23 protein-coding genes are annotated in these 25,511 nt (G+C 72.2%); 9 read left to right on the top strand and 14 right to left on the bottom strand.

Annotation, left to right across the window (positions count from 1 at the left end; all coding sequences use genetic code 11):
• Window positions 1-73: 73 nt before the first annotated feature.
• The 6 genes from ACIBI4_RS30615 to ACIBI4_RS30590 all read right to left on the bottom strand — a co-directional run bounded on the left by ACIBI4_RS30615 (window position 74) and on the right by ACIBI4_RS30590 (window position 7,215).
• Window positions 74-913, bottom strand: coding sequence for a carbohydrate ABC transporter permease (locus ACIBI4_RS30615; protein ID WP_399207402.1), 840 nt, complete (start codon window positions 911-913; stop codon window positions 74-76).
• Window positions 903-1,868, bottom strand: coding sequence for a carbohydrate ABC transporter permease (locus ACIBI4_RS30610; RefSeq protein WP_399207401.1), 966 nt, complete (start codon window positions 1,866-1,868; stop codon window positions 903-905). The genes ACIBI4_RS30615 and ACIBI4_RS30610 overlap by 11 nt, the downstream gene beginning before the upstream one ends.
• 7 nt (window positions 1,869-1,875) lie before the next feature.
• On the bottom strand, window positions 1,876-3,135 hold the full coding sequence (locus ACIBI4_RS30605; RefSeq protein ID WP_399207400.1) for an ABC transporter substrate-binding protein: 1,260 nt from the start codon (window positions 3,133-3,135) through the stop codon (window positions 1,876-1,878).
• Window positions 3,136-3,149: 14 nt separating this feature from the next.
• A complete protein-coding gene (locus ACIBI4_RS30600; RefSeq protein WP_399207398.1) occupies window positions 3,150-4,745 on the bottom strand; it encodes an FAD-dependent oxidoreductase in 1,596 nt (531 codons plus the stop codon).
• A gap of 57 nt (window positions 4,746-4,802) precedes the next feature.
• A complete protein-coding gene (locus ACIBI4_RS30595) occupies window positions 4,803-5,828 on the bottom strand; it encodes a LacI family DNA-binding transcriptional regulator (RefSeq protein WP_399207397.1) in 1,026 nt (341 codons plus the stop codon).
• Window positions 5,829-6,045: 217 nt separating this feature from the next.
• Complete coding sequence (locus tag ACIBI4_RS30590) at window positions 6,046-7,215, bottom strand: serpin family protein (protein ID WP_399207395.1); 1,170 nt, start codon at window positions 7,213-7,215, stop codon at window positions 6,046-6,048.
• A 314-nt stretch (window positions 7,216-7,529) separates the two neighbouring features.
• Here ACIBI4_RS30590 and trpS point away from each other — a divergent pair, with 314 nt between their 5' ends.
• Window positions 7,530-8,612, top strand: a complete 1,083-nt coding sequence (gene trpS, locus ACIBI4_RS30585) for a tryptophan--tRNA ligase (protein ID WP_399207393.1) — start codon at window positions 7,530-7,532, stop codon at window positions 8,610-8,612.
• Between the two features lie 24 nt (window positions 8,613-8,636).
• Here the strand turns inward: trpS and ACIBI4_RS30580 are convergent, their stop codons facing one another.
• From ACIBI4_RS30580 to ACIBI4_RS30570, 3 genes are all read right to left on the bottom strand, one after another.
• Entirely contained in the window at window positions 8,637-9,263 is a 627-nt protein-coding gene (locus ACIBI4_RS30580) for a hypothetical protein (RefSeq protein ID WP_399207392.1), read from the bottom strand.
• Between the two features lie 214 nt (window positions 9,264-9,477).
• Window positions 9,478-10,281 carry a class I SAM-dependent methyltransferase gene (locus ACIBI4_RS30575; protein WP_399207391.1) on the bottom strand — a complete coding sequence of 268 codons (804 nt, stop codon included), beginning with the start codon at window positions 10,279-10,281 and terminating at the stop codon, window positions 9,478-9,480.
• Window positions 10,278-11,375: a carboxymuconolactone decarboxylase family protein gene (locus tag ACIBI4_RS30570; protein WP_399207390.1), complete on the bottom strand. Its 1,098-nt coding sequence runs from the start codon at window positions 11,373-11,375 to the stop codon at window positions 10,278-10,280. Before ACIBI4_RS30570 ends, ACIBI4_RS30575 begins: the two co-directional genes overlap by 4 nt.
• 733 nt (window positions 11,376-12,108) lie before the next feature.
• On the opposite strand from ACIBI4_RS30570, the gene ACIBI4_RS30565 reads away from it, so the two are divergent.
• The 3 genes from ACIBI4_RS30565 to ACIBI4_RS30555 are packed head-to-tail and all read left to right on the top strand — an operon-like array spanning window position 12,109 to window position 14,623.
• Window positions 12,109-13,242 (top strand): sensor histidine kinase, encoded by a 1,134-nt coding sequence (locus tag ACIBI4_RS30565; RefSeq protein WP_399207583.1) that lies wholly within the window; start codon window positions 12,109-12,111, stop codon window positions 13,240-13,242.
• Entirely contained in the window at window positions 13,239-13,901 is a 663-nt protein-coding gene (locus ACIBI4_RS30560) for a response regulator (protein WP_399207389.1), read from the top strand. Before ACIBI4_RS30565 ends, ACIBI4_RS30560 begins: the two co-directional genes overlap by 4 nt.
• A 56-nt stretch (window positions 13,902-13,957) precedes the next feature.
• Window positions 13,958-14,623: a DUF4232 domain-containing protein gene (locus tag ACIBI4_RS30555; protein ID WP_399207388.1), complete on the top strand. Its 666-nt coding sequence runs from the start codon at window positions 13,958-13,960 to the stop codon at window positions 14,621-14,623.
• On the opposite strand, the gene ACIBI4_RS30550 is transcribed toward ACIBI4_RS30555, so the two are convergent.
• Entirely contained in the window at window positions 14,589-15,650 is a 1,062-nt protein-coding gene (locus ACIBI4_RS30550) for a biotin/lipoate A/B protein ligase family protein (RefSeq protein ID WP_399207387.1), read from the bottom strand. The two genes, ACIBI4_RS30555 and ACIBI4_RS30550, sit on opposite strands and share 35 nt — an antisense overlap.
• 60 nt (window positions 15,651-15,710) lie before the next feature.
• Between ACIBI4_RS30550 and ACIBI4_RS30545 the strand changes: the two genes are divergently transcribed.
• On the top strand, window positions 15,711-16,385 hold the full coding sequence (locus ACIBI4_RS30545; protein ID WP_399207386.1) for a M15 family metallopeptidase: 675 nt from the start codon (window positions 15,711-15,713) through the stop codon (window positions 16,383-16,385).
• Between the two features lie 24 nt (window positions 16,386-16,409).
• Here the strand turns inward: ACIBI4_RS30545 and ACIBI4_RS30540 are convergent, their stop codons facing one another.
• Window positions 16,410-17,276 (bottom strand): inositol monophosphatase family protein, encoded by an 867-nt coding sequence (locus ACIBI4_RS30540; RefSeq protein WP_399207385.1) that lies wholly within the window; start codon window positions 17,274-17,276, stop codon window positions 16,410-16,412.
• Between the two features lie 121 nt (window positions 17,277-17,397).
• A complete protein-coding gene (locus ACIBI4_RS30535) occupies window positions 17,398-19,233 on the bottom strand; it encodes a gamma-glutamyltransferase family protein (protein WP_399207582.1) in 1,836 nt (611 codons plus the stop codon).
• A 130-nt stretch (window positions 19,234-19,363) separates the two neighbouring features.
• On the opposite strand from ACIBI4_RS30535, the gene ACIBI4_RS30530 reads away from it, so the two are divergent.
• The 4 genes from ACIBI4_RS30530 (at window position 19,364) to ACIBI4_RS30515 (ending at window position 23,427) form a co-directional block, all read left to right on the top strand.
• Window positions 19,364-20,782: a phytoene desaturase family protein gene (locus ACIBI4_RS30530; protein WP_399207383.1), complete on the top strand. Its 1,419-nt coding sequence runs from the start codon at window positions 19,364-19,366 to the stop codon at window positions 20,780-20,782.
• Window positions 20,783-20,790: 8 nt separating this feature from the next.
• Window positions 20,791-21,318, top strand: coding sequence for an O-acetyl-ADP-ribose deacetylase (locus ACIBI4_RS30525; protein ID WP_399207382.1), 528 nt, complete (start codon window positions 20,791-20,793; stop codon window positions 21,316-21,318).
• A 139-nt stretch (window positions 21,319-21,457) separates the two neighbouring features.
• Entirely contained in the window at window positions 21,458-22,927 is a 1,470-nt protein-coding gene (locus tag ACIBI4_RS30520) for an AlkA N-terminal domain-containing protein (protein WP_399207381.1), read from the top strand.
• 11 nt (window positions 22,928-22,938) lie between these two features.
• Entirely contained in the window at window positions 22,939-23,427 is a 489-nt protein-coding gene (locus ACIBI4_RS30515; RefSeq protein WP_399207380.1) for a methylated-DNA--[protein]-cysteine S-methyltransferase, read from the top strand.
• Between the two features lie 39 nt (window positions 23,428-23,466).
• On the opposite strand, the gene ACIBI4_RS30510 is transcribed toward ACIBI4_RS30515, so the two are convergent.
• Window positions 23,467-24,192 carry an SIR2 family NAD-dependent protein deacylase gene (locus ACIBI4_RS30510; RefSeq protein WP_399207379.1) on the bottom strand — a complete coding sequence of 242 codons (726 nt, stop codon included), beginning with the start codon at window positions 24,190-24,192 and terminating at the stop codon, window positions 23,467-23,469.
• Window positions 24,193-24,278: 86 nt separating this feature from the next.
• Window positions 24,279-25,454, bottom strand: a complete 1,176-nt coding sequence (locus ACIBI4_RS30505; RefSeq protein ID WP_399207378.1) for a glycerate kinase — start codon at window positions 25,452-25,454, stop codon at window positions 24,279-24,281.
• Window positions 25,455-25,511 lie beyond the last annotated feature (57 nt).

Here is a 25,511-nt window from a genome sequence, read left to right as displayed (position 1 = left end):
GCAGTGTAGGAAACGCCGGTGCGCACCGCCCCCACAGCGGTGCGCACCGGCGCGATCGGAGCCGGGCCCAGCGTCACTTCAGGCCCGTGTGTGCCAGTCCCTCCACGAACTGCCGCTGTGCGAACACGAACACCGCGAGCACCGGGAACGCCGTCAGGGAGGCAGCCGCCAGCTGGACGTTCCACATCGGGCCGCCGTACGCGTCCACGTACTGGGTGAGGGCCTGCGGCAGCGTGAACATGTCGGGGCTCGTGAGGTACACGATCGGTTCCAGGTACAGGTTCCAGCTGTGCAGGAACGTGAAGATCGCGACCGCCGCGAGCGCCGGGCGGGCCAGGGGGAGCGCGATGCGCCAGTAGATGGCGAAGCGGCCGAGGCCGTCCATGCGGGCGGCCTCCTCCAGCTCGCCCGGCAGCGCGATGAAGAACTGCCGCATGATGAACGTCGCGAGGACGCTCGGCGCACCGAGGACCGGGACCAGGACCAGCGGCCAATGCGTGTCGATCATGCCCCAGTTGTTGAACATCTGGAACAGCGGGACGATCGTGACCTCGCTCGGGATCAGCAGGCCGGTCAGGACGACCAGGAACAGCACGTTCTGACCGCGGAAGCGGATCCGGGCGAAGGCGTAGCCGGCCATCGACGAGACGACGAGCGTGCCCAGCGTCACGGCCACGGCGATGTACATGCTGTTGAAGTACTGCTGTCCGAACGGCTGCAGCTCGAAGACCTTCTCGTACGCCGAGGCCGTCGGGTTCGTCGGCAGGATCGACGGCGGGAAGGCGAAGACCTCGCTCACCGGCTTCAGGGACGAACTGGCCATCCACCACGTCGGGAAGACGAAGGGGATGCACAGCACCAACAGGACCCCGTACAGCACGAGCTTGGCGCGCGGCGAGAGCTTACGACTCATGGAAGACCCACTTCTTGCGCATCTGCCACTGGATCACCGTCAGCACGAGCACGATCACGAAGAGGAGCACGGAGAGTGTCGCGCCGTAGCCGAAGTGGTGGAATTTGAAGGCCTGTTGGTAGAGGTAGTAGACGAGGACGGTCGTCGAGCTGTTGGGGCCGCCCTGCGTGAGGACCGCGATCTGCGCGAAGACCTGCAGCGAGCCGACGACCGTGATGATCGACGTGAGCAGCACCGTCGGGCTGATCATCGGCATCGTGATCTTCCAGAACTGGCGCCAGCGGCCGGCGCCGTCCATCGTCGCCGCCTCGTACAGCTCACGCGGCACGCCCTGCAGCGCGGCGAGGAACAGGACCATGTTCAGGCCCACGTTCTTGAAGACCTGGACGACGATCACCGAGGCCATCGATGTGCCCTCGCTGCGCAGCCAGTTGGGGCCCTCGATGCCGAAGACGTCCAGGCCCGCGTTGATGCCGCCGTTCTTCTGCAGCAGGAAGCCCCACACGATCGTCCAGGCGACGAGGGAGACCACGACAGGCGAGAAGAACAAGGTGCGGAACACGACGCTGCCGCGCAGCTTCTGGTTGAGCAGGACCGCGAGGGCCAGGGCGAGTGCCAGGTTGAGGACGACGAGCCCGATCGAGAAGTACGCGGTGGACTTCAGGACTCCGGGCAGCTTCGGATCGTCCAGGAGCTTCTGGTAGTTGTCGCCGCCCACCGAGTGGAACGTGCCGGCGAGGACGTTCCACTCGTGGAAGCTGTACCAGACGACCAGGCCCAGCGGGATCAGCACGAACAGGACCGAGCCGATCAACTGCGGGGCGATGAAGAGACAGCCGGCCAGCTGGTCACGGCGCTTCGCCGTCCAGAACGGCTTCTCGGTACGGGGCCGGCCGCCCGCCCCGCCGCCGGACTTTCCGGCGGCGGAGGTGCGGGGTCGTTCGAGGGTCTTCATGGGCGGGTCACTGCTCCAGAAGCGGCTTGATCGCGGTGCACACGCCCTGCAGGACCTTCTCCACGTCCGCGTCCTTCTTCCACAGCGGGTCGAGAGCGCCGCGCACCGCGTCGTTGATCTCCGCCTGACCGCTGTGCACCGGCTTGACGCGGCCCTTCTCGATCCCGTCGATCACGACGTCGGAGAGCTGCTTCTCGCTCAGCTTCGGGTTGGACTTGGCGAGGGTCGCCGGGTCCAGCTGGGAGCTGCGGGCCTGCGGGAAGTACGCGCCGAGCTTGGCCGAGTTCTCCTTGTTGGTCATGAACGCGAGGAATTCGTCGGCCTCCTTCGCGTGCTTGCTCTGCGCGAGCCGCGCGATACCGGCCTGGCCGATCACGTCGTACTCGCCCTTCGGGCCCTCCGGCAGCGGCACGAAGTCCCACTTGAACTTGTCCTCGAGGAGCGAGGCACGGCTCATCTGCGTGACGGTCATCGCCGATTCGCCGGAGAAGAAGTCGGCGCTCGTGCCGGGCGCGAGCATCGACTCGTCCTCGAAGACCGCCTTGTGCAGCGAGGTCATCGCCGCGACCATCTCGGGCTTGTCGAACCCGCAGGTCTTCCCGTCCTCGCTCCAGGCCTCCGCGCCCCAGCCGCCCCAGTACTGGGCGAGGTTGTCCCACATCTTGTAGTCGAAGTCGCGGATCACCATGCCGGTCTTGCCGGTCTTGTCGTGCACCGCGGCGCCCAGCTTCGAGACCTCGTCCCAGGTCCACTTGCCCTGCTCGATCAGCTCGGCGGGCGCGGGCTGACCGGCCTCCTTCAGCATGTCCGTATTGACGAACACACCGAACGGGGAGGTGGAGAACGGATACGCGTAGAGCTTGCCGTCCTGCTCCCAGATCTTCTTCGCCGAGGGCAGGACGTCCTTCTCGTCCTTGATCCTCACCTCGGCCAGCGCGCCCGAGGACACGAAGTCGGCCGCCGAGTTCTCGAACAGCCACGCCAGGTCGGGGGACTTGCCGCCGGCTATCTGCGTGGTCAGCGTCGTCGTGTAGTTCTCCAGCGGCAGCACGTCGAACTTGACGGACTTCACGTCCGGGTGTGCCTTGCGGTACTCGTCGGCGATCCCGTTGAGCAGCTTCATGTGCTCGGGGGAGCCGGACCAGACGGTCATCCGCAGGTTCACGGGACCGTCGGAGGCGGAGTCGGAACCGCCCCCGCACGCGCTGAGCGCCAGGACCGAACTGGCGGCGAGTGCGGTGAGCCGGATGCGGGTCTGCTTGCGCATGAGGGTGCTCCTGATCAGTAGCCGCTGATGTCGGGCCAGCGCAGCTCCACGCCATGGGAAGTGAGCAGCCGCTGGAAGGTGTCGAGCCGTTCGGGGGTGTTGCGCACGGCGCGCGGGCTCAGCCCGTGCTCTACGCAGTGGGCCGCGAGCAGACCGGCGGCCTCGCCGATGTTCCATTCGACGGGGTGCAGCCGGTAGCAGCCGTTGGTGATGTGCGTGGTGCCGAGGTTCTTGGAGGCCGGAAGCAGGTTCTCCATGCGCTGCGGGATGAGCGCGCCGAGCGGGATCTCGAACGGGCTGGACGGCACGTCGATGTAGTTGTCGCCGCCGGTCGAGGGGTGCAGGTCGATCCGGTACATGCCGATGCCGACCGTGTCGCCGTAGTTCACGGCGCCCTTGCCGCCGCGCACGTCGAGGGAGAGATCCTGCTCGACGACCGTGTACTCGGCCCGGATCCGGCGCGATTCACGGTGGTACGGGGCCTGTGCGAGGCCGTCCGCCGAGCCGGTGACGTCGCCGCGCAGCCGCAGGCCGGGGAAGCCGGTGCCGCCGTCGGCGCGCGGGGCCTCGGTCTGCATCCAGTACAGCATCGAGAACGACAGCTCCTTGGCCCGCGCCAAGTGCCCGGCGGCGTCCGGCACATCGATGGCCGGACCCTCCAGGTAGTCGATCATCGGCCAGTTCACGAGCGTGATGTCGCTCGCGTACGCACCGGGCGTGAACATGTCGCGGGCCGCGATCCGCCGGAACGTCCACAGGTTCATGTCCCCGCCGCTGACCCGCTGGTCGGCGATCACGGACAGCGGGTCGTCCCCGGGGTTCGGCGTGAAGCCGCGCTCGACGAGTTCCAGCGTGCGCGGGTGCGGCGCCTTGAAGGAGAGCAGCGGCGCTCCCCAGAAGTCCGGCTGGTAGCTGTGCCAGAAGTCGTACGCGGCGGGCTTGTCGATCGTGTGGTCGCCGTCGACGTGGTCGAGTGCGAAGCAGTACGAGACGGCCTGCAGGTTCAGGGGCTGCGCGGTGTCGGGCGCGCTGGGCTCCCCGGTGTCGGCCTGGGCCTCGAACCCGGTGAGGTACTCGGTGCCGGTCAGCGGCAGCAGCTCACCGGTCTCGGTCGCGTCGAGGACGTACGCACCGGCGAGGGTGAGCCGTTCGCCGGTGTCGCGGTGCTCGACGGTCACCGACGCGACCCGGTCGCCGTCGGTCTCGGCCGCGACCGGGCGGTAGGGCTGCAGTACGGTCAGCCGGCCCGAGCCGCGGTAGGGCGCGAGCATCGCGTCGATCACCGCGACCGAGACGCGCGGTTCGTGGCACAGGCGGCTCACGTGTCCGCCGCCGGGATTCAGGTCCCGGCGCGCGCGGGCCGCCTCCGTGAGCGGGTAGTGGCGCCGGTAGTAGTCGCGGACACCGTCGCGCAGGGCGCGGTACGAGGCGGTCGCGCCGAACTGCTCGATCCACGTGTGCTCGTCCGGAGGCACGGCCTGGCTGGTGAGCTGCCCGCCGAGCCAGTCGTACTCCTCGGTGAGCAGCACGCTCCGGCCGGCCCGCAGCGCACCGAGCGCCGCCGCGACTCCGCCGGTGCCGCCGCCTATGACGAGGACGTCCGCTTGCATGGGTCTCCTTTGTGCGGAAGGAACGTGTGCAGGGGTGCGGTGCGTTGTCGAGCTGCTTCAGGGCCGCGGCGGCGCGGCGAGGGTCTCGCCCTCCACCGGGCGGCACGCGAGCAGCCGCTGGGTGACCTGCGCCCGGCCGTGCAGCATCTCCGTGAGGAGCTCGACGGCCTGACGGCCCATCTCCTGGCGGGGGATGGTGAAGCCCGTGTAGTCGAGCGGGGCGTCCACCGGGGTCGTGGGGTCGCCGAGCGCGATCACCGAGAGGTCCTCGGGGATGCGCAGCCCGCGGGCCGTCGCCGCCTTGGTGAGGTCGACGGCATCGCTGAGGAAGTCGACGCACACCGCGGTGGCGCCGGACTCGATGATCCGCTCCAGACGGTCCGCGGGCCCGGGCACGTCCACGCCGAGCTCCAGCGCGTCGGCTCCCGCCGCCCTGCGAAAGCCCGCGAGACGGTCCGCCGACGACTCGGCGCCCGCGCCCGGCCCGACGAACGCGAACCGCTCGTGGCCCAATGCCCGTGCCCGGTCGACCTGTTCGGCTGTCGCGGCCACGTAGTCGGCGCCCACATAGGGCACCGGGCGGCCCTCCGCGTCATCGCGCCGTCCGACGCAGACGAAGGGGTAGCCCTCGGCTACCAGGCGGCTGAGCTCCGCGGACGGGATCTCGCGGCCGAGCAGGACACAGCCGTCGGCCACCCTCAGCCGGTTGTTCTCGTGGAAGATCCGCCGGATCCCGTCCTGCACCGGAGCGCTGGTGAACAGCAGCAGATCGCAGCCGCTGTCCTCGGCGCTCTCCTCGATCCCGCGCAGGAACGGGTAGTAGAAGTCGGCGCTCGTCGAGGGGAAGACCGGCTCGTAGGTGAACACCCCGAGGATCTGGTTGAGCTGCTGGAGCATCCTGCGGGCCAGCGGATCGGCCGCGTAGCCGGTCTCGCGGATCACCCGCAGCACCCGGTCGCGCGTCTCGGGTGCGATGCGCGCCGCGTCGGGCCGGTTGTTGAGCACCAGCGACACGGTGGTCTGGCTGACGCCCGCAAGCCGGGCGATGTCCCGCTGGGTGAGCCGGCCGGGAGCCTGAGACATGGGGAAGAGACCCCTCACGTAGAGTGGCTAATACGTATTGCTTGGAGCGGATGCCCAGGAAGTTAGGGGCGGATCGCGGGCTGCGTCAAGGGTGTTGCAGCAGGAGTAATACGGATTAGCACGTGATGACCCGACGCGGTGGGAGCTGTCACCCAGGGCAAGTGCCCAGGCAGGGGTGCGAATTGAGGCGTCCCGGCCGCGCCTTGGCGCGTGGCGGTCAGTCCCAGGGATTCTCCGGCGCGCGGTAGGGAACCGGCTCCGCGACCCACCCCGCCGCCAGCACCAGGCGGCTCGTCCGGTGGACCGTGAGGAAGCCGAAGGGGCGGTCGAAGGCGGCCTCGACGCGGCGGACCGTGTAGCGCGGCTGCGGCGGGGCGCTGCCCGCCACCGCGGCGATGGCCGTGACGGCGGCGGACTCGAAACCCTTCGCGTCGAACACGGCGAGCGCCGACTGGGCTGCCTGCTGGATGGCCAGCGGGTACGGGCCGATCCCCGGGAAGTGGCCGCGGCTCGCGTCCGAGGCCGTGATCAGGCCGTACAGGGCGGCCTGACGCAGCAGGTCGTGGTCGACGGCGATACGGAACGGGCTGGTGAGGACATCCAGTTGCGGATCGGGGCGCGTACTGCGCTCCTCGCCGACGGTGAGGCCGGGGCCCGGCCGGCCGAGCGGGAGCCGTTCGCCCGTGACGAGGTCCCCGTCCAGGCTGTCGATGCCGTGCGCCAGGACCTGCGCGGGCGTCATCTCCTCGGCGCCGAGCAGCAGATGGACGTCGACGCCCGTGTCACCGAGCACCTTCAGGACCGTCAGCGGGCCGGCCGGTGTCTCGGTCAGACCCACGCGGTCCAGCAGGGACGTGGTGCGGCGCAGGCCGAGCAAGGTGCGTCCGCGCCACGGTCCTCGGTCCGTCTCCAGGAACGACTCGTCGAACGGGCGCAGCCAGCGCGTGCGGACCACCTGCGCGGCCGCAAGGACGAGCTTCGTGTCCTCGGTGACCTTCACCGGCATGGACTTGATCAGACCGTCGGTGTGCTGCACGGCCCAGGCGTCGAGGCGGGCCTGGGACTCCTTCGGGTCCGGGCCCAGCCGTCCGGTCAGGCCCACCGGCGCCCGCAGCGCCCACTCCGGGTGCAGCGGCAGCCGCTCGGCGGTCCAGAGGCCGAGCGCGGACCGGACGCCCTGCATCGCGGCGAAGGCGTCGAGCAGCTCGTGCGCGCTGCGCATCGCGCTGTCCGCCGGGACACCGGCGGCCTCCGCCAGCTCCTCGCGCGCGGGTCCCGCGGCCGGGTCGGCGAGCAGGGCGAGCAGCGGCCACAGGCTCGGTCCGGAGAACACCGTCGACTCCGTGCCGGGCAGCGCCTCGGACCACCGTCGCGTCAGACGGTTCACGGCCCGTACGGTCTCGGCCCTCGGCTGCATCGGATTCCCCCGGAGATCGTGTGGGCGGTGATCATACGGGGCGCCGCGGCGGGGGATCCATGGCGCGGGGTTCGGCCGATACGCCGATGCGTCCCGCACGCGGTGTCCCGTACTCTGGACGCATGTCGATCACGTGCTGTCAGCTCTGGTGGCGCTCCCCTTAGGAGCGGCCACAGATTCGACACACCCCGGGCCGTGCCTCACGGACGGCCCGGCCCCTGCGCGCAGTGGTCCCTCGGCCCGTTCCGGCCCGGATCCACCTCACTTGCGGCAGGAGAGCCACCATGCAGAACGACATCCCCACGGAAACCTTCACCGACATCGGCGACAGCCTCGCCGTCGCCCGGCGCCGCAGTGCCGAGCTGGAGGAGCAGATCCGCCGGGAACCCGGGCGCTTCCGGGTGCTCACCGGTGACCGGCCCACCGGGCAGCTGCACCTCGGTCACTATTTCGGCACGCTCCGTAATCGCGTACGGCTGCAGGAGGCAGGGGTCGAGACCTTCGTCCTGATCGCCGACTACCAGGTGCTCACCGACCGCGATGTCGCCGAGCGGCAGTCCGAGATCGTCGAGGAGCTGCTGCTCGACTATCTGGCCATCGGGATCGACCCCGACCGCTCCACGGTCTTCGCGCACAGCGCCATCCCGGCCCTCAACCAGCTCCTGCTGCCGTTCCTGTCGTTGGTGTCCGTCTCCGAGCTGCAGCGCAACCCCACCGTCAAGGACGAGATCGCGCACTCGCGCCAGTCCGCCGTGAGCGGCCTGATGTTCACGTATCCCGTGCACCAGGCCGCCGACATCCTCTTCTGCAAGGCGAACCTCGTGCCCGTCGGACAGGACCAGCTGCCGCATCTGGAGGTCACGCGGACCGTGGCGCGGCGTTTCGGCGACCGGTACGGGGCCGTGTTCCCGGTGCCGGACGCGCTGCTGTCCGAGGCACCCCTGCTGCTCGGCACCGACGGCACCAAGATGAGCAAGTCCCGCGGCAACGCGATCTCGCTCGCCTCGGGCGCCGACGAGACGGCCCGCCTGATCAAGGGCGCGAAGACGGACGGCGAGCGGCACATCACGTACGACCCGCTGGGCCGCCCCGAGGTGTCCAGCCTGGTGCTCCTCGCCGCGCTCTGCGAGGGCGGCGACCCGCGGGCGGTCGCGGCGGAGATCGGGGACGGCGGGGCCGCGGCGCTCAAGAAGCGGGTGACCGAGGCGGTCAACACCTTCATGGCCCCGCTGCGCGCCCGCCGCGCGGAGTACGCCGGTGACCGCGCGTATCTGCGGAAGGTCCTGCACCAGGGCAATCTGCGCGCCACCGAGATCGCCGAGGCGACCCTCGACGAGGTGCGGCACGCGATGGGCACCAGCTACTAGGGCGGCCCGGCTGAAGGAGGGGCGTCAGGTCTGTGCGGTGAGGTGTTCCATCGCCGCGCGGGCCGCGTCCTCGGCGCCGTCCTCTATCGACTTCGCGCTCGGCGCCTTGCGGGACTCGAAGTCGCAGCCGTTGTAGGTGATGGTCATCAGGGCGTTGCCCGAGCGCGCCACCACCACGGCCTCGCGCGTCTCCTGCTTGTCCTTCGTGGTGAGCCCGACCGTCAGGACCGCCTTGTCGCCGACCTCGTTCAGCGCCTTGGCGTCACCGACCGCGCGCTTCTTGTACGCCTCCACCGCGGTCTTCGTGGAGTCGAAGACCTCGTACGACACATCGAGCCAGCGGTAGTCGAACTTCTCCAGCGCGCTCCACGAGCAGGTGCGGCGCCGCTCCGGATCGGTGAGCTCTATCTCCTTGCCCGCCGTCTTGGCGCCGGGCACCAGCTTCTTCACGGTGCCGGACGCGACGGCCCCACACGGCTCGGGCGGCTTGGCGTGCTCGGGCTCGGCCTCGGCCGAGGCCTCGGGCTGCGGTGCGGCGGCGGGCTTGATGTCGTCGGGAGCGTACGGGCCGCTCGTCCAGGCCCAGCCGGCGGCGGCGAGAACGACAACCGGCAGCAGGCGCCCGGCGAGCAGCAGTGGCAGCGAACGCATGGCGTCCACCTCCTGCAGGGAATACGCGGGGGTCAGCCGCGCGAGAGCGGGGGTGTGAGGGAAGACAGTGCCATAAGTGCAGCCGTGGGGAACAGGGGAGCCGGACGAGAGGAAGGTCATTTCCCGTCCGGCGCCTGCCAGTTGTTCCCTTGTTTGCTCCGTAATGCCGGATTTGCGGGCGGCTATGTGAGGGACGGCGGGGGCGTGAGAGGCGTCAAGGCCGTACCGCGGTGACCAGCCATACGCTCGCCGGCAGCCGTACGCCGAGGGGTCCCGCGTACGGGGCGAACACCTCGGCCATGGCCGAGCGCGTCCGAGCCGACACCTCCCGGTGCGGGCCGCGCGAGAGCACGAAGTCCACCGCGTCCTCGGGGCCGGTGCCGTACACGGCCGCCCCGTGCACCGGACGCACCAGGACATCCCGGAAGTCCGCGAGCACCTCGTGCAGCCGCTCCGGCTCCGAGAGCGAGGCCATCGCCCGGTGGGCCGTCATCGCCACCGGATCGGGCGCCGTCGGCAGGATCTCGGCGAGCCGGGCGAAGACCGTCGCCTCGGCGCTTCGCGCGTCCACGGGCTGCGGGCAGATGAACGCGAGCCGGCCGCCCGGCGCCAGGGCCCGCGCCAGGTTCGCGAACGCGGCCCGGTGGTCGGCGAAGAACATCACGCCGCCCCGGCTGATCAGCACGTCGAAGCCGCCGGGCGGGAACGGGTGCGTCTGCGCGTCGGCCTCCTCGTACCAGAGGTTCGGCAGCAGATCGGCCCGCGCCCGCTCCAGCATCGGCGCGGAGATGTCGACACCGAGCACCCGCCCGCGCCCCGCGAGCCATGCCGCCTCGCGCGTGGTCGTGCCCACTCCGCAGCCGACGTCGAGCACGCGGTCGGTGGGCTTGATCGCGGCCGCGTCGAACAGCGGCTGGTCGAAGGCGGCGAGCATCGCGTCGTACCGCTCGTGGTGCGCGGCCCAGTGGGCGCCGAGGGCGCCGTTCCAGACGTCGCTCTGGGTCGGGACGGTGGTCATCGGGGCTCCAGGGGCTCGGGGGCGGGTGCATCGGTGGACGGGGCGGGTGCTTCGGTGGATGGGGTGGGTGCATCGGTGGAGGTGCTGCCGAAGGTCGTCTCGAAGGCCGTCGCGTCGAACGCGGTCGCGATCCGGTCCACGGCGAGGAAGGCGCCGTACGCGATCAGATGCACCAGGCAGTGATCGGTGTACGGGGACTCGGGGGTGCGCCAGGCCGCCACGTCCTCGTCCGTGATCCGGTACGGGGCCAGCGCGGCGAGCAGCGCGAGACGGGTGCCCGGACGGTCGGTGCGGGCGGGCAGCGCGGTCCAGGCGAGCGGCGGGTGCTCGCCGTTCCACTGCGCGACCTGCGCGGACACATACGCCCGCGCCTCCTCGTCGAGCAGCTCACCGCCCAGCGTCGCCGCACTGCGCAGCGCCGCGTACGCACCGGCGACCGGCGGACTGCCCGCCGCCCAGCCGGGACCGGCGGTGCGGTGGGTGAGCAGGGGCAGGCTCAGGCCCGGCTCGGGCGTACGGCGCACCACGCGCGCGAACGACCGGCCCGCGACCGAGCGCACCGCCCGGTACTTCTGCGCGTCGCCCGGCAGCAGATTGGGGGTGAGCAGCGCGGAGGCGATCCGGTTGATGAAGTGGAAGGCCAGGGCCGTGCCGATGTACGCGGCCCGCTCGCCGCGGGCGACCGGGGGCGCCGTGACCTTCCCGGGCTCGCGGCTGTCCACAGCCCAGCTCAGGAGGTGCGCCTGGTGGTCGTCCTCGGGTGTGCCGCCCGCGGCGATGTGTTCGGCGAGGCGGTGGTCGCCGGTCGCGTGCAGGAACAAGGTGTGGGCGTCCACGCAGAACCTGCAGCGGTTCGCCTGTGAGACCCCGAGCGCGGCGATCTCCTTGCCGGTCCGCGAGCCCTCGCCGGCGAGCAGCGTCTCGCGGAGCAGGGACCAGGTGGCGGAGAGGAGTTCGTACGACGGGGAGAGCACCTGGAACGTGGGCACCTTGTCCCGTCCGAGGTCCTCCCGGATCTGCGCGAAGACGTCGGCGGTACGCCCGCTCGCGGTCCGGGGCGGAGTGGGATTGGTATAGCGGAACTGACCGGGCATCACGGCCTCCGTAACGGATCCTGGGCGCCGTCCGTGCGGCGCCTTCCTGATGCCCCAGATGCTGGCCGCGGAAGGGCGCCCGGCGCGTCGTACCCCTGGACCGACCTGCGGGTGCTGCGGACAGGGCGGTGCTCAACTGCGCCTACTACAGCGGGAGTAGACGGGAATGGGTGCGGGCGGATGACGTGCGGTGGGGGTGCGGGCGTCTATGGTGCGCGTGCGGGTGGGCGGCGGGGGCCGTGAGCCCGCGGGGTCTGGCGGGTGCCGGCAGGTGTCGGCTCGTGTTGGCGGGTCCGTCGGGTGGACGCGGGTTCGGCGCGAGGCGTGGGTGGATGGACGCGTGTCCGGCGCCAGGTGTGGGTGGACGGACGTAGGCCCGGTTCGGGCGGGCGGGCAGGCAGGCTGGGATGCGGGCCGGAGGAGTGAGGTGACGGTTGTGGGCGGGACCAGGGGAGTCGGGCCGGTTACGGGCACGGAGGGCGGTACGGATCCGGCGACGGCGGGCGGTACGGATACGGAGACGGAGACGGCGGCAGCCTCGGATCGTGGGCTGGGGGCCGTGACGCCCGCGGCGCCGGGAGTCGGGGCCGCCCCGGATGCCACCGCGGCCGGACAGGCGCCGAGGCCGGTCGTCGACCCGGTGGCGAAGCCGGAGCGAGGCAGCCGGAGCGCGCCCAACCGCCCCGCCCCACCCCTCACCTGGCGCACCCGCACCGGCGACGCAGCCCTCGCCGTGGCCATCGCGGCGCTGGTGGTCGCGACCGCGCCCGACGGGACGGGGCGGCTTGCGTACGTGCTCGGTGCCGTCGGGGCCCTCGCGCTGGCCGGGTTCCGGTCCGCGCCCCGGGCCGTGCTCGCCGTCACGACGCTCGGGATCGCCTCGTACGTGGTGCTCGCCGAACCGGGCACGTCCGCCGCGCTGCCCGTCGTGGGCGCGGTGCACACGGCCGCGCGGGCCGGGCACCGCGTGCACGGTGCGGTCGCGGCCGCGCTGTTCCTCACCGTCTTCGCCTTCGCCGGCGACGGCGGTCTCAACGCCACGCTCCTGCTCGCCGGCTGGTTCCTGTGCGCCGTCATCACCGGGCTCGCCGACCAGAACTGGCAGGCCTACCTGCGCCAGACCGAGCAGCGCGCCCTCGACGCCGAACGCACCCGTGAGGAGGTCGCCCTGCGCCGGGCGGGCGAGGAGCGGCTGCGGATCGCGCGCGAGCTCCATGACTCGCTCACCCACAGCATCGCCGTGGTCAAGCTCCAGGCCGGCGTCGCCGTGCACCTCGCCCGCAAACGCGGCGACGAGGTGCCGCCCGCGCTCCTCGCGATCCAGGAGGCGAGCGGCGAGGCGATGCGCGAACTGCGCGCCACACTCGTGGTGTTGCGCGAACCGGGCCCCGTCGGACGCGTCGAGGAGGTCGTGGAGCGCGCCCGCGCGGCCGGTCTGTCCGTCACGCTCACCGACCACGACGGCGACCTCCCGGACGAGCTCCGCCACACCGCGTACCGCATCGTCCAGGAGGCCCTGACGAACGCGGCACGGCACGCGGGCGCCGCACCGGTGCGCGTCAGGCTCGGCGTCGACGACGGACAGCTGGAGGTGTGCGTCGAGGACGACGGACGTGCCGTCCCGGCGGACGGCTTCGCGCCGGGCATCGGCCTCACGGGCATGCGCGAGCGCGTCGAGTCCCTCGACGGCACGCTGGAGTGCGGCCCGAAGGAGACGGGCGGCTTCGCGGTACGGGCCCGACTCCCGCTCGGCGTACGGGAGCCGGCCTCTGCGGCGGCCGACTCCGCGGCGGCCGACCGCCACCCCGACCACCACCCCATCCCCGACCACCACCCCATCCCCGCCCCCACCCCGGAGCCCCGGTGATCCGTGTCGTACTCGTCGACGATCAGGCCCTCATGCGGGCCGGTTTCCGCGCGCTGCTCGACGCCGAGGACGGCATCGAGGTCGTCGGCGAGGCGGCCGACGGAGCCCAGGGCGTCGACCTCGTCCGCAAGGAAGTGCCCGACATCGCCCTGGTCGACGTCCAGATGCCGGTGATGAGCGGCATCGAGGCCACCCGCGAGATCGCCGCCGACCCGCACCTCGCCGCCGTACGCGTCGTGATCCTCACCAACTACGGCCTCGACGAGTACGTCTTCGAGGCGCTGCGCGCCGGCGCGAGCGGCTTCCTGCTCAAGGACACCGAACCGGCCGACCTCCTCCAGGCCGTCCAGGTCGTCGCGGCGGGCGACGCCCTGCTCTCCCCGGCCGTGACACGGCAGCTGATCGGCGAGTTCATCGCCCGTCCGCCGGACCGTGCCACGGCCCCCGGCCTCGAGCACCTCACGCCTCGCGAACTGGAGGTCACCGCACTGGCGGCGCGCGGACTGAGCAATGAGGAGATCGCCGCGCACATGGTGATCAGCCCGTACACGGCGAAGACCCACGTCAGCCGCGCCATGACCAAACTGGGCGCACGCGACCGGGCCCAACTCGTCGTGTTCGCCTACGAGAGCGGCCTGGTGCGGGCACGGAGTGCCTGAGCCCAGGGCGGACGACGGGCGCGGGACACCCGACGGAGGCGTGGCATGATCGGCCCGTGATCCGGATACCCGTACGGCCCGCCCTGGCCCTGGCCGCCGCCGCGACCCTCCTCACGGGATGCGGTGCGCTCGGCGACGAGCTGGACCGCGAGGCCGATCCCGCGCGGGCCTCCGCGCCGGTCAAGCCGGAACCACTGCAGTCCACGCCGCCCGCGCCGGACCTCGAACCCTCACCGGCCGAGACCTCGACCCCGTGCGAGGGCGACGGGTTCAAGGCTTCCGCGGGCATGGTCAACGCCGCGATGGGCCTGCGTGCCATGAGCATCACGCTGACCTACTGCGGCACGAGCACGTACGAGGTGAACGGCTATCCGTCCCTCACGGTCCTGGACGCCGACCGCGACCCCGTCGCCATCGAGGTCCTGAAGGGCACGGACGGCATCTCCACCGGCATCGGCAACGCGAAGCCCGAGCCGCTCGTGCTCCGGCCCGGCGACTCGATCACCACCAGTCTGGCCTGGCGCAACACCGTCACCGACGCCACCCGCCCCGCCCCGCACGGCACCTACTTCGACATCGCGCCCGCGCCGGGCCGCGCGGGCCATGTGCTGCAGCCGGGCGACGGCGGACCCATCGACATCGGCAGCAAGGCCCAACTGGGCGTCTCCGCCTGGGAGAAGAAGCCGGCTACGGAACCCGCGCCGTCCAGGCCGGGGAGCTGAACTTCGTCCGCGCGAGCTCCTGGGCCCGCCGCAGCTCCTCGTCCGTGACCTTCCCGGCCGTCAGCCCGTGCCGGGTACGGAACGACTCCACCATCCGCTCGATCACGGCATCGCGGGGCAGCCCGGTCTGCCGCCGCAGCGGGTCGACACGCTTCTTCGCGCTCTTCGTGCCCTTGTCGGAGAGCTTCTCGCGGCCGATCCGCAGCACGTCAAGCATCTTGTCGGCGTCGATGTCGTACGCCATCGTCACGTGGTGCAGCACCGCGCCCTCGCCGCCCGCGACCCGCTTCTGCGCGGCGCCCGCGATCTTCCCGGCCTCCGTGGCGATGTCGTTGAGCGGCTGGTACCAGGCCTTGATGCCCATGTCGCCGAGCGCGCCGAGCACCCAGTCGTCGAGATACGCGTAGCTGTCCGCGAACGACAGGCCCTGCACCAGGGCGTCGGGGACGGAGAGCGAGTACGTGATGGTGTTGCCCGGTTCGCAGAACATCGCGCCGCCGCCGCTGATCCGCCGTACGACCTCGATGCCGTGCCGCGCGGCGGCCTCCGCGTCCACCTCGTTGCGCAGGGACTGGAAGGAGCCGATGACGACGGCCGGGGCGCCCCACTCCCAGATCCGCAGTGTCGGCGGCCTGCGCCCCTCGGCGACCTCCGTGGTCAGCACCTCGTCGAGCGCCATGTGCAGCGCGGGCGGCTGCGGCCCGTCGTGCACGAGCTGCCAGTCGTAGTCCGTCCAGTCCGTGGCATGCGCGAGCGCACGGCGCACGGCGATGCCGACGCCGTCGGTCGTCAGGCCGTACAGGACCGTGTCCGCCGGCAGCGCGGCGTCGATCCGGGCGGCGAGACCCGCCGCGTCCGTGTCGGCGGGGGCGCCGTCGAGGGCCTGGCTGAGGACGTCGAAGGCGTCGTCGGGCTCCAGGAAGAAGTCCCCGGCCACGCGGACGTGCCGCAGCACCCCCGCGCTCTCGTCGACCTCCAGATCGACGGTGACGAGCTTGCCGCCGGGAACCTTGTACTCGCCGTGCACCGTATGCCCTCCGGCTTGTCGATCATGCTGGTGTGCGGTGATCCGAATTAGGGTGATTCAGTGCAAAGCGTACTGCGCCCCCTGGTGGCCCCTCTCGCCGTCGCCGTGCTCCTCGGGACCCCGGTCCCGGCCGCCGCGCACGGGGCGCCCCCGCGGCCGGCCGCCGGTCCGAAGTTCGAGCACCGCACCCTCACCGTGACACGGGCCGCACTCGGCGCCGCGTACCGCACCGGCTGCCCGGTCCCGCCGGCCGAGCTGCGGCTGCTTCGGATGAGTCATTGGGGCTTCGACGGGAAGGTGCACACCGGGTCGATGGTGGTGCACGAGCGGGTGGTCAAGGACGTGCTGTACGTCTTCTGGAAGGCGTTCGGCGCGAAGTTCCCCATCCGCAAGATGCGGCCGCTCTCGGCGTACGGCGGCAGCGATGTGAAGGCGATGGCCGACGACAACACCTCGGCCTTCAACTGCCGCCAGGTGACCGGCAATCCGGACGCGCTCTCGCAGCACTCCTTCGGCGACGCCATCGACATCAACCCGCTGGAGAACCCGTACGTGGACCGCACGGGCCGCGTCCACCCCGCCGCGGCGGCCCGCTACTTGGACCGGTCGCGGCACGTCAAGGGCATGATCCACAGCAACTCGGTGATCACCGAGGCGTTCCGGCGGATCGGGTGGGAGTGGGGCGGGCGCTGGTACCACCCCGACTACCAGCACTTCTCGCGCAACGGGCGCTGAGGCCCGCGCCTGCACTCCGGGACCTCAGGCCCCGCCGAGCAGCCGTACGACCCGCCGTACCGTCTCCGCGTCCCGCCCCGCCGTGAACGGCAGGGTGTTGCCGCCCTCGATGCGGAACGGCTCGCCCGCCACCGTCTCGTGGCCGCCGCCGCTCTCCGTGACGAGGAGCAGCCCGGCCGCGTGATCCCAGCTGTTCTCCCAGCTGAAAGCGACGGCCTCCAGCTCGCCCTTGGCGATGGCCAGATACTCCAGGCCCGCCGAACCGCACGGCCGTGGCGCCACCCCTTCCGTGCGCAGCCCGAGCAGGGCGCGCTTCTGGTCCGGGGTGGTGAAATCCGGGTGGGACGTGGCCACGCGGAGCTCGCAGCCCTCCTCGTGGGGCTTCTGGACGAGCGGCTCACCGTTGAGGAGCACACCCCCGCCGCGTACCGCCACGGCCATCTCGTCCAGCGCCGCCGCGTACGTCCACGATGCGAGGATCTCGCCGCGGCGGGCGAGCGCGACCAGCGTGCAGAAGCCCGGGTCGCCGTGTACGAACTGACGCGTGCCGTCCACCGGGTCCACGATCCACACCGGGGCGTCGCCGTGCAGCGCGTCCAGGACGGTGCGGTCCGCGTGCACGGACTCCTCGCCGACCACCACCGAACCGGGCAGCAGGGCGGTCAGCGAGGCCGTGAGGTGCTCCTCGGCGCGCCGGTCGGCGACCGTGACCAGGTCGTGCGGCCCGTTCTTCTCGATCACCTCGTGCTCGGCGAGCCGGCGGAAACGCGGCAGGATCTCCTCCGCCGCGGCCTTGCGCACGGCCTCCTCCACCTCGTGGATCCGGGTGGTGAGGAGGTCGTGGATACGGATGTCGAGTAGGTCTTCGTTGCCTGTCTTGTCGTCGATCATGTGTCCTATCCCATCACGTCCCACTGACAGCCCCCGCCCGGAGGGCGACAGGGCGGTGGACGCCGGGTGAACCCTGGGTGCGGCACCCGGCCCGCCGCGGGCTCAGCGCCCCGCCGCGGGCTCAGCGCCCCACCGCGTACCCCTGCATGCCGCGCGGATTCGCCGCCGCCGAGAGCACCCCGGTCTCCGGGTCCCGGGCCACCGCGCTCAGCCTGCCCTCCGACCAGGGCGCGCCGACGGTGACCAGGTGCCCGCGCCGCCGCAGCTCCCCGATCACGCCGTCCCCGAGCCGGGACTCGACCGTGAGCGCCCCGGGCTGGAAGCCGCGCGGGTAGAACGAGGAAGGGAGGTGGTCGGTGTGCCAGTTCGGGGCGTCGATGGCGCCCTGCAGGTCGAGCCCGCCGCGCACCGCAGCTGCGCCCGCGACGTGCAGGAAGAACGGCAGCTGCCACTGGTCCTGCTGGTCGCCGCCGGGGGTGCCGAAGGCCATCACCGGCACGCCGCCGCGCAGCGCGAGCGAGGGGGTGAGGGTGGTGCGGGGGCGGCGGCCCGGCGTCAGGGAATTGGGCAGGCCGGGCTCCAGCCAGGTCATCTGCAGCCGGGTGCCGAGCGGGAAGCCCAGCTCCGGCACCACCGGATTGGACTGCAGCCAGCCACCGCTCGGGGTGGCCGAGACCATGTTGCCCCAGCGGTCCACGACGTCGATGTGACAGGTGTCCCCACGGGTCTCACCGGACGCGCCGACGACGGGCTCCCCGTCGCTGCCGAGGGCGGGGAGCCCGTCCGCCCCGGCGGCCCCGTACGCGCCGACCGTCGGCTCACCGGCGCCCGACGACAGAGAGCTCGCGAGCGGCACCCGCCCGGCGAGCGCCGCGAGCCGCGGGATCCGGCCGAGCGGGCTGCCGGGCCGCAGCGCGAGGGAGGCCCGCTCGCCGATCAGCGCGCGCCGCTCCTCGTTGTACGGGGCCGAGAGCAGCGCCTCCAGCGGCACCTCGTCTCCCGCGTCCCCGTACCAGGCCTCCCGGTCGGCCATCGCCAACTTGCAGCCCTCGACGAGGAGATGGACGTAGTCGGCGGTGCCTCGCGCGGGCAGCTCGCCCGGCAGCAGCGCCAACTGCTGCAGCAGGGACGGGCCTTGGCTCCAGGTGCCTGCCTTGCACAGGGTCCAGCCGTTCCAGTCGTACGTGGCCGGAGCCTCGTACTCCGCACGGAAGGAAGCGAGGTCGTCGCCGGTGAGCGTGCCGGTGTGCCGTTCCCCGCTGGTGTCGAGCGTCGGGCGGGCGCTCTGCTTCAGGAGAGCCTCGGCGATGAAGCCCTCGCGCCAGACCCTGCGCGCGGCGTCGATCCGCGCCTCGCGTGTGGACCCGCCCGCCTCGGCGAGCAGCCGCCGCCAAGTGGCCGCCAGGGGACGGTTGCGGAGCAGTTCGCCGGGGCGCACCACCGGCAGGTACACCTCGGCGGAGGAGGTCCACTCGGTCGCGAAGAGGTCCTGGACGGTGGCTATGGTGTCGCGGATCTTCCCGACGGGCGGGTGCCCGTTCTCGGCGTACCCGATCGCGTACTTGAGCACCTCGTCGAGGTCCTTGGTGCCGTGGTCGCGCAGCAGCACCATCCACGCGTCGAACGCTCCGGGCACCGCGGCCGCCAGCGGCCCCGTGCCGGGCACCAGGTCGAGCCCGAGCCCGCGGTAGTGCTCCCCGCTCGCGCCGGCGGGCGCGGGCCCCTGCCCGCACAGCACCCGCACCTCGCCGCCGGCCGGGGCGAGCACGATCGGCACCTCTCCGGCGGGACCATTGAGATGCGGCTCCACCACGTGGAGCACGAACCCGGCAGCGACCGCCGCGTCGAAGGCGTTCCCGCCGTCCTCCAGGACCGCCATGGCGCACTGCGAGGCGAGCCAGTGCGTGGAGGCCGCCATCCCGAAGGTGCCCTGCAGAGTCGGCCGCGTGGTGAACACTTGATCGCTCATGGCCGCAGGCTAACCCTGTACGCGCCCGGTCACCCCACCCCCGCCGAACCTCAGAACCCCCACCTCTATCCTGAAACCCAGTGGCCCCCGCAGACAAAGGAGTCCAAAGGTGCCGTCGATGCTCGATGCCGTAGTCGTAGGGGCGGGTCCCAACGGGCTGACCGCCGCGGTCGAGCTGGCCCGCAGAGGCCACTCCGTGGCCGTCTTCGAGGCCAAGGGCACCATCGGCGGCGGCGCCCGCACCGAGGAGCTCACACTTCCCGGCTTCCGGCACGACCCCTGCTCGGCCGCCCACCCCCTCGGCATCTCCTCACCGGCGTTCAACGCGATGCCACTGGCGCGCTACGGCCTGGAGTGGCTGCACGCCCAGCTCCCCATGGCGCACCCCTTCGACGACGGAACGGCCGCCGTCCTGGCCCGCAGCGTCGGCGAGACCGCCTCGTCCTTCGGGCCGCGCGACGCCGGCGCCTACCGACGCCTCGTCACACCGTTCCTGCCGAAGGCCGACACGCTCTTCCGTGACTTCATGTCGCTGCCCCTGAGCTCCCTGCCGCGCGACCCCGTCACGCTGGCCCGCTTCGGTCTCGCGGGTCTGCCGCCCTCGACCTGGCTCCTCAAGCGCCACTTCCGCGACGACCGCGCCAAGGCCCTGTTCGCGGGGCTCGTCGCCCATGTCATCGCCCCGCTCGGCGGGTTGGCCACCAGCGCGGTCGGCATGGTCTTCGCGCTCGCCGCGCACGCGCACGGCTGGCCGGTGGCGAAGGGCGGCTCGCAGTCGATCTCCGATGCGCTGGCCGCGTATCTGAAGGACCTCGGCGGCACCGTGCACACGGACTACGAGGTGAAGCGCCTCGACGACCTGCCGCCCGCCCGCGCGTACGTCTTCGACACCTCGCCGACCGCGCTGGCCCGGATCGCCGGACTCGGCAACGCCTACGCCGACTACCGCTACGGCGCGGGCGTCTTCAAGGTCGACTACGCCTTGGACGGGCCGGTCCCGTGGACCGCCGAGGAGCCGCGGCGGGCCGGGACCGTACAGATCGGCCCCGGCAGCCGGGACATCGCGGCCGCCCTCGACGCGGCGTCGCGGACGGACCGCGCGCCCGAGAGCCCGTTCCTGATCACTGTCCAGCCGACGCTCGCCGACCCTTCGCGCGCGCCCGAGGGCAAGCACGTCTTCTGGGCGTACGGGCACGTCCCCAACGGCTGGGACGGTGACCTCACGGACGCGATCGAGCGCCAAGTGGAGCGTTTCGCCCCGGGGTTCAGGGACCGTATCCTCGCCCGCGCCACCGCGGGCCCGCCCGAGTTCGCCGCGCGCAACGCCAACTACGTCGGCGGGGACATCGCCTGCGGAGCCGCCGCGGGCCTGCAGCTCCTGCTGCGCCCGAAGCTCTCGCTCTTCCCGTACACGACACCGCACCCGGCCGTCTTCATCTGCTCGTCCGCGACCCCGCCGGGCCCGGGCGTCCACGGCATGTCCGGCCACAACGCGGCGAAGGCGGTCTGGCGACGCCTGCGCGCCGTGACGTCCTAGGAGAGACCATGTCCCCGACCATCACGCTCGTCCAGGGCGACATCACCGCCCAGTCCGCCGACGCGATCGTCAACGCCGCCAACTCCTCGCTGCTCGGCGGCGGGGGAGTGGACGGTGCGATCCACCGCAAGGGCGGACCCGAGATCCTCGACGCCTGCCGCAAGCTGCGCGCCTCGCACTACGGCAAGGGCCTCGCGACGGGCGAGGCCGTCGCCACCCCCGCGGGACGGCTCGACGCGCGCTGGGTGATCCACACGGTCGGCCCGGTCTGGAGCGCGACGGAGGACCGCTCGGCACTCCTCGCCTCCTGCTACCGCCGCTCCCTGGCCGTCGCCGACGAGCTGGGCGCGCGCACGGTCGCCTTCCCCGCGATTTCCACGGGCATCTACGGCTGGCCCCTGGACGACGGCGCCCGCATCGCCCTCGATACGGTCCGCACGACGGACACGTCCGTCACGGAGGTCCGGTTCGTTCTGTTCGACGAGCGGGCGTACGACGTCTTCAGCGCCGCGGCAGCGAAGGGTTCGTCCTCGTGAGCATGGCCACGCCGTAGCCAAGGTCGTCCGGGCCTGACCAGGCCCCTTCGCCACCACCAGGACCGGACCTCTCCGCCGCCCCGACCACCCTGTCGGATTCCCGCCAGCCGACCGCTTCACCTTGTACGAAGCTGTCCGTATGCACACCGAGACCGAACGCTGTCTGAGGGCCGTCCAGTCGAAGGACGCCCGCTTCGACGGGTGGTTCTTCACCGCCGTGCGGACCACCGGCATCTACTGCCGGCCCAGTTGCCCGGTGGTCGCACCCAAACCGCAGAACATGACGTTCCTGCCGAGCGCCGCCGCCTGCCAGCAGGCCGGCTACCGCGCCTGCAAGCGCTGCCGTCCCGACGCCACCCCCGGCTCGCCCGAGTGGAACCACCGTGCCGACCTCGTGGCCCGCGCGATGCGGCTCATCGGTGACGGGACCGTGGACCGCGAAGGCGTGCCCGGGCTGGCCGCGCGGCTCGGTTACAGCGAGCGGCAGGTCGAGCGGCAGCTCCGTGCCGAGCTGGGTGCGGGTCCGCTCGCGCTGGCCCGTTCGCAGCGCGCCCAGACCGCGCGCCTGCTGATCGAGACCACCGCGCTGCCGATGGCCGAGATCGCCTTCGCGTCGGGCTTCGCGTCGATCCGTACCTTCAACGAGACCGTACGGGAGGTCTTCGCCCTCACCCCCGGCGAGCTGCGCACGCGGGCGAGCGGCCGCCGCGCCGAGGCGCCGCCCGGCGTGCTCGGCCTGCGGCTGCCGTTCCGCGCCCCGCTCAACCCCGACAACCTCTTCGGCCACCTCGCCGCCACCGCCGTACCAGGCGTCGAGGAGTGGCGGGACGGCGCGTACCGGCGCACGCTGCGGCTGCCCTACGGCCATGGCGTGGTCGCCCTGACCCCACAGCCCGACCACATCGCGTGCCGGCTCGCCCTCACCGACCAGCGCGACCTCACCGTCGCGATCAGCCGCTGCCGCCGCATGCTCGACCTGGACGCCGATCCGGTCGCGGTGGACGCCCAGCTGAGCACCGACCCGCTGCTCGCCCCGCTGGTCGCGAAGGCGCCGGGACGGCGGGTGCCGCGCACGGTCGACGAGGCCGAGTTCGCGGTGCGTGCGGTCCTCGGCCAGCAGGTCTCCACGGCCGCGGCGCGCACCCACGCGGGGCGGCTCGTCGAGGCGTACGGCGAACGGGTCGACGACCCCGAGGGCGGGCTCACCCACCTCTTCCCGGACCCGGCGACGCTCGCGGGTCTCGACCCGGAGAGCCTCGCCATGCCCCGTACACGCAGGGCGACGCTGATGAACCTCGTGAACGAACTCGCGGCCGGAACACTCCAGTTGGGCGTCGAATCCGACTGGGACGAGGTGCGGGCGCGGCTCGCCGACCTGCCTGGCTTCGGGCCGTGGACCATCGAGGTCATCGCGATGCGCGCCCTCGGCGACCCCGACGCGTTCCTGCCCGGCGACCTCGGCGTCCGCAAGTCAGCCGAAGCGCTCGGTCTGCCGTCGACCCCCGCGGCGCTCACCGCGCGCGCCGAGGCCTGGCGGCCCTGGCGCGCCTACGCGGTCCAGTACCTGTGGGCGACCGACGACCACCCCATCAACTTCCTCCCCGCATAAGGACATCGACGATGCGTACGCACACCACGATCGACAGCCCCTACGGCCCTCTCACGCTCGTCGCCACGGACGGCGTCCTCAGCGGCCTCTACATGACCGACCAGCGCCACCGCCCCGCCGAGGAGACCTTCGGCCCGCCCGACGACACCGGTTTCGCACCGGTCGTCGAGCAGCTCACCGCCTACTTCGCGGGCGAGCGCGTGGACTTCGACCTGCCGCTGCACCTCGACGGCACGGACTTCCAGCGGACCGTCTGGGCCGAGCTCCTGAAGATCCCGTACGGCGAGACCCGCAGCTACGGCGATCTCGCCGCATCCCTCGGCAACCCCGCCGCCTCCCGCGCCGTGGGCCTCGCCAACGGCAAGAATCCGATCGGCATCATCGTCCCGTGCCACCGCGTGGTCGGCGCGAACGGCAGCCTCACGGGGTACGGCGGCGGCCTCGACCGAAAGCGCCGGCTGCTCGACTTCGAACGCGGCACCGCCGACGCCCTGTTCTGAGCGTCGCACGCCCCGCCGGACGCCCGGCGGGGCGGTCGCCTACTCGCCGAGTCCTGCGAGCAGGCGCGGCAGGGCGGTCCCGATCGGCTCGCGCACCACTTCGCTCGCCAGCTCGTCGTACGGCGTCGGATCGGCGTTGACGATGACGAGCCGCGCACCGTTCTCGGCGGCGATACCGGCGAGCGAGGCGGCGGGCTGCACCTGCAGGCTGCTGCCGACGGCGAAGAACACCTGGCAGGCCTTGGCGATGCTCATGGCCTCACCGATCACCATCGGATCGAGCCGCTCGCCGAACATCACGGTCGCGGACTTCAGCACACCCCCGCAGGTACGGCACTCCGGATCCTCCTCGCCCGCCTCGACCCGCGCGAGCGCCCCCTCCATCGACGACCGCTCATGGCAGTCGAGGCACACCACTTCCCGTGCGGTGCCGTGCAGTTCGAGCACCTTGCGGCCGGAGAGCCCGGCACGCTGGTGCAGCCCGTCGACGTTCTGCGTGAGCACCCGGACCGGGAAGCCGCGCTGTTCGAGCGAGGCCACGGCGCGGTGCGCCGCGTTGGGCTCCGCGTGCCGGGCGGGCCCGTTCAGACGCATCAGCCAGGAACGGCGCCGGATGTCGGGATCGCGCACGTAGTAGTCGTACGTGACGAGCTTCTCCGCGTCGGGATCGCGCCGCCACAGCCCGTTGGGCCCGCGGTAGTCCGGAATCCCGGAGTCCGTGGAGATACCGGCCCCGGTGAGGATCGCAACGAGTGGCTTGGTCATGCGGCGAGGGTACGGAGCGCGGAGGGCGGGGGCGAGGGGGTTTTCACCCGGCCCGCCTGCCCTCCGCCGCCATCAGGTCCGCGGCCTCAGCTCAGGAAGTCCCGCGCGATCTGCTCCGCCACCTGCTCCAGGATCGGACCGGCCCCGGCGATGGACTTCGCCACGTCCGGCTCCACCGACGACAGCGGGTACGCCCGCCGGATCCCGGCCTTGCCGAGCGCCTCGGGCGGCAGGGCGAGGCGGCCGCAGACCGCGACGACCTCGACGCCGGCGGCACGAGCCGCCGCCGCCACACCAGCGGGCGCCTTGCCGTGCAGTGTCTGCTCGTCGAGCGAGCCCTCGCCGGTGATCACGAGCGTGGCCCGGGCCAGCGCGGGCGCAAAGCCGAGCACGTCCAGCATGACCTCGATACCGGGACGGAAGCGCGCACCGAGCGCGACCAGCGCGCCGTAGCCGATACCGCCCGCGGCCCCGGCGCCCGGCGACGCGGCCAGCTCGGCGGCCTTCGGGCCGATGGCCTTCTCCAGGACCTGCGCGAAGTGCGCGAGCGCGGCGTCCAGCGTCTCGACGTCCTCGGGCGTCGCGCCCTTCTGCGGCCCGTAGACCGCCGGCGCGCCCTTGGGGCCGGTCAGTGGGTTGTCCACGTCGCTCGCCAGCACGAGGTCCACCTCGGCGAAGCGCGCGTCGATGCCGGAGAGATCCGCGGTGGCGAGATCCCGCAGCGGACCGCCGCCCGCCGCGACCGGCTCACCCGCGTCGTCCAGGAACTTTGCGCCGAGCGCGGCCAGCATGCCGGCGCCGCCGTCGGTCGTGGCGCTGCCGCCGACACCGAAGACGATCGTGCGCGCGCCCGCGTCCAGCGCCGCGAGCAGCAGCTCGCCGGAGCCGTACGTCGTGGAGGTGAGCGGGGCGAAGACGCCCGCGGGGAGCAGCTGGAGCCCGGAGGCCTCGGCCATCTCGACCACGGCCGTGTCGCCGCGCAGCGCGTAGGCGGCCGTGACCGGCGTGCCCAGCGGGCCCGTGACCGGCACCTCACGCCGCTCGAAGCCGCCCGCGACCGCCGCGGCCACCGTGCCGTCGCCGCCGTCCGCGACGGGCAGCGCCTCGACCACGACCTCGGGCACGACCCGGCGCAGCCCGGCCGTGACCCGCTCAGCGACCTCGACGGCCGTGAGCGAACCCTTGAACTTGTCCGCGGCTATCAGCACCCGGCTCCCGCTCGCCGAACGAGTCTCCTGAGCCGTCTCTGCAGCGTCCGCCACCTTGGTTCCCCTTGCTTTCGGGCCTTGCTCGCGTCAAGGCAGTCGCGCCGCCCCGAC

The organism is Streptomyces sp. NPDC050418 (genome assembly GCF_044458745.1).
GTDB lineage: Bacteria > Actinomycetota > Actinomycetes > Streptomycetales > Streptomycetaceae > Streptomyces.
This window is presented reverse-complemented; position numbering and strand designations above follow the sequence as displayed.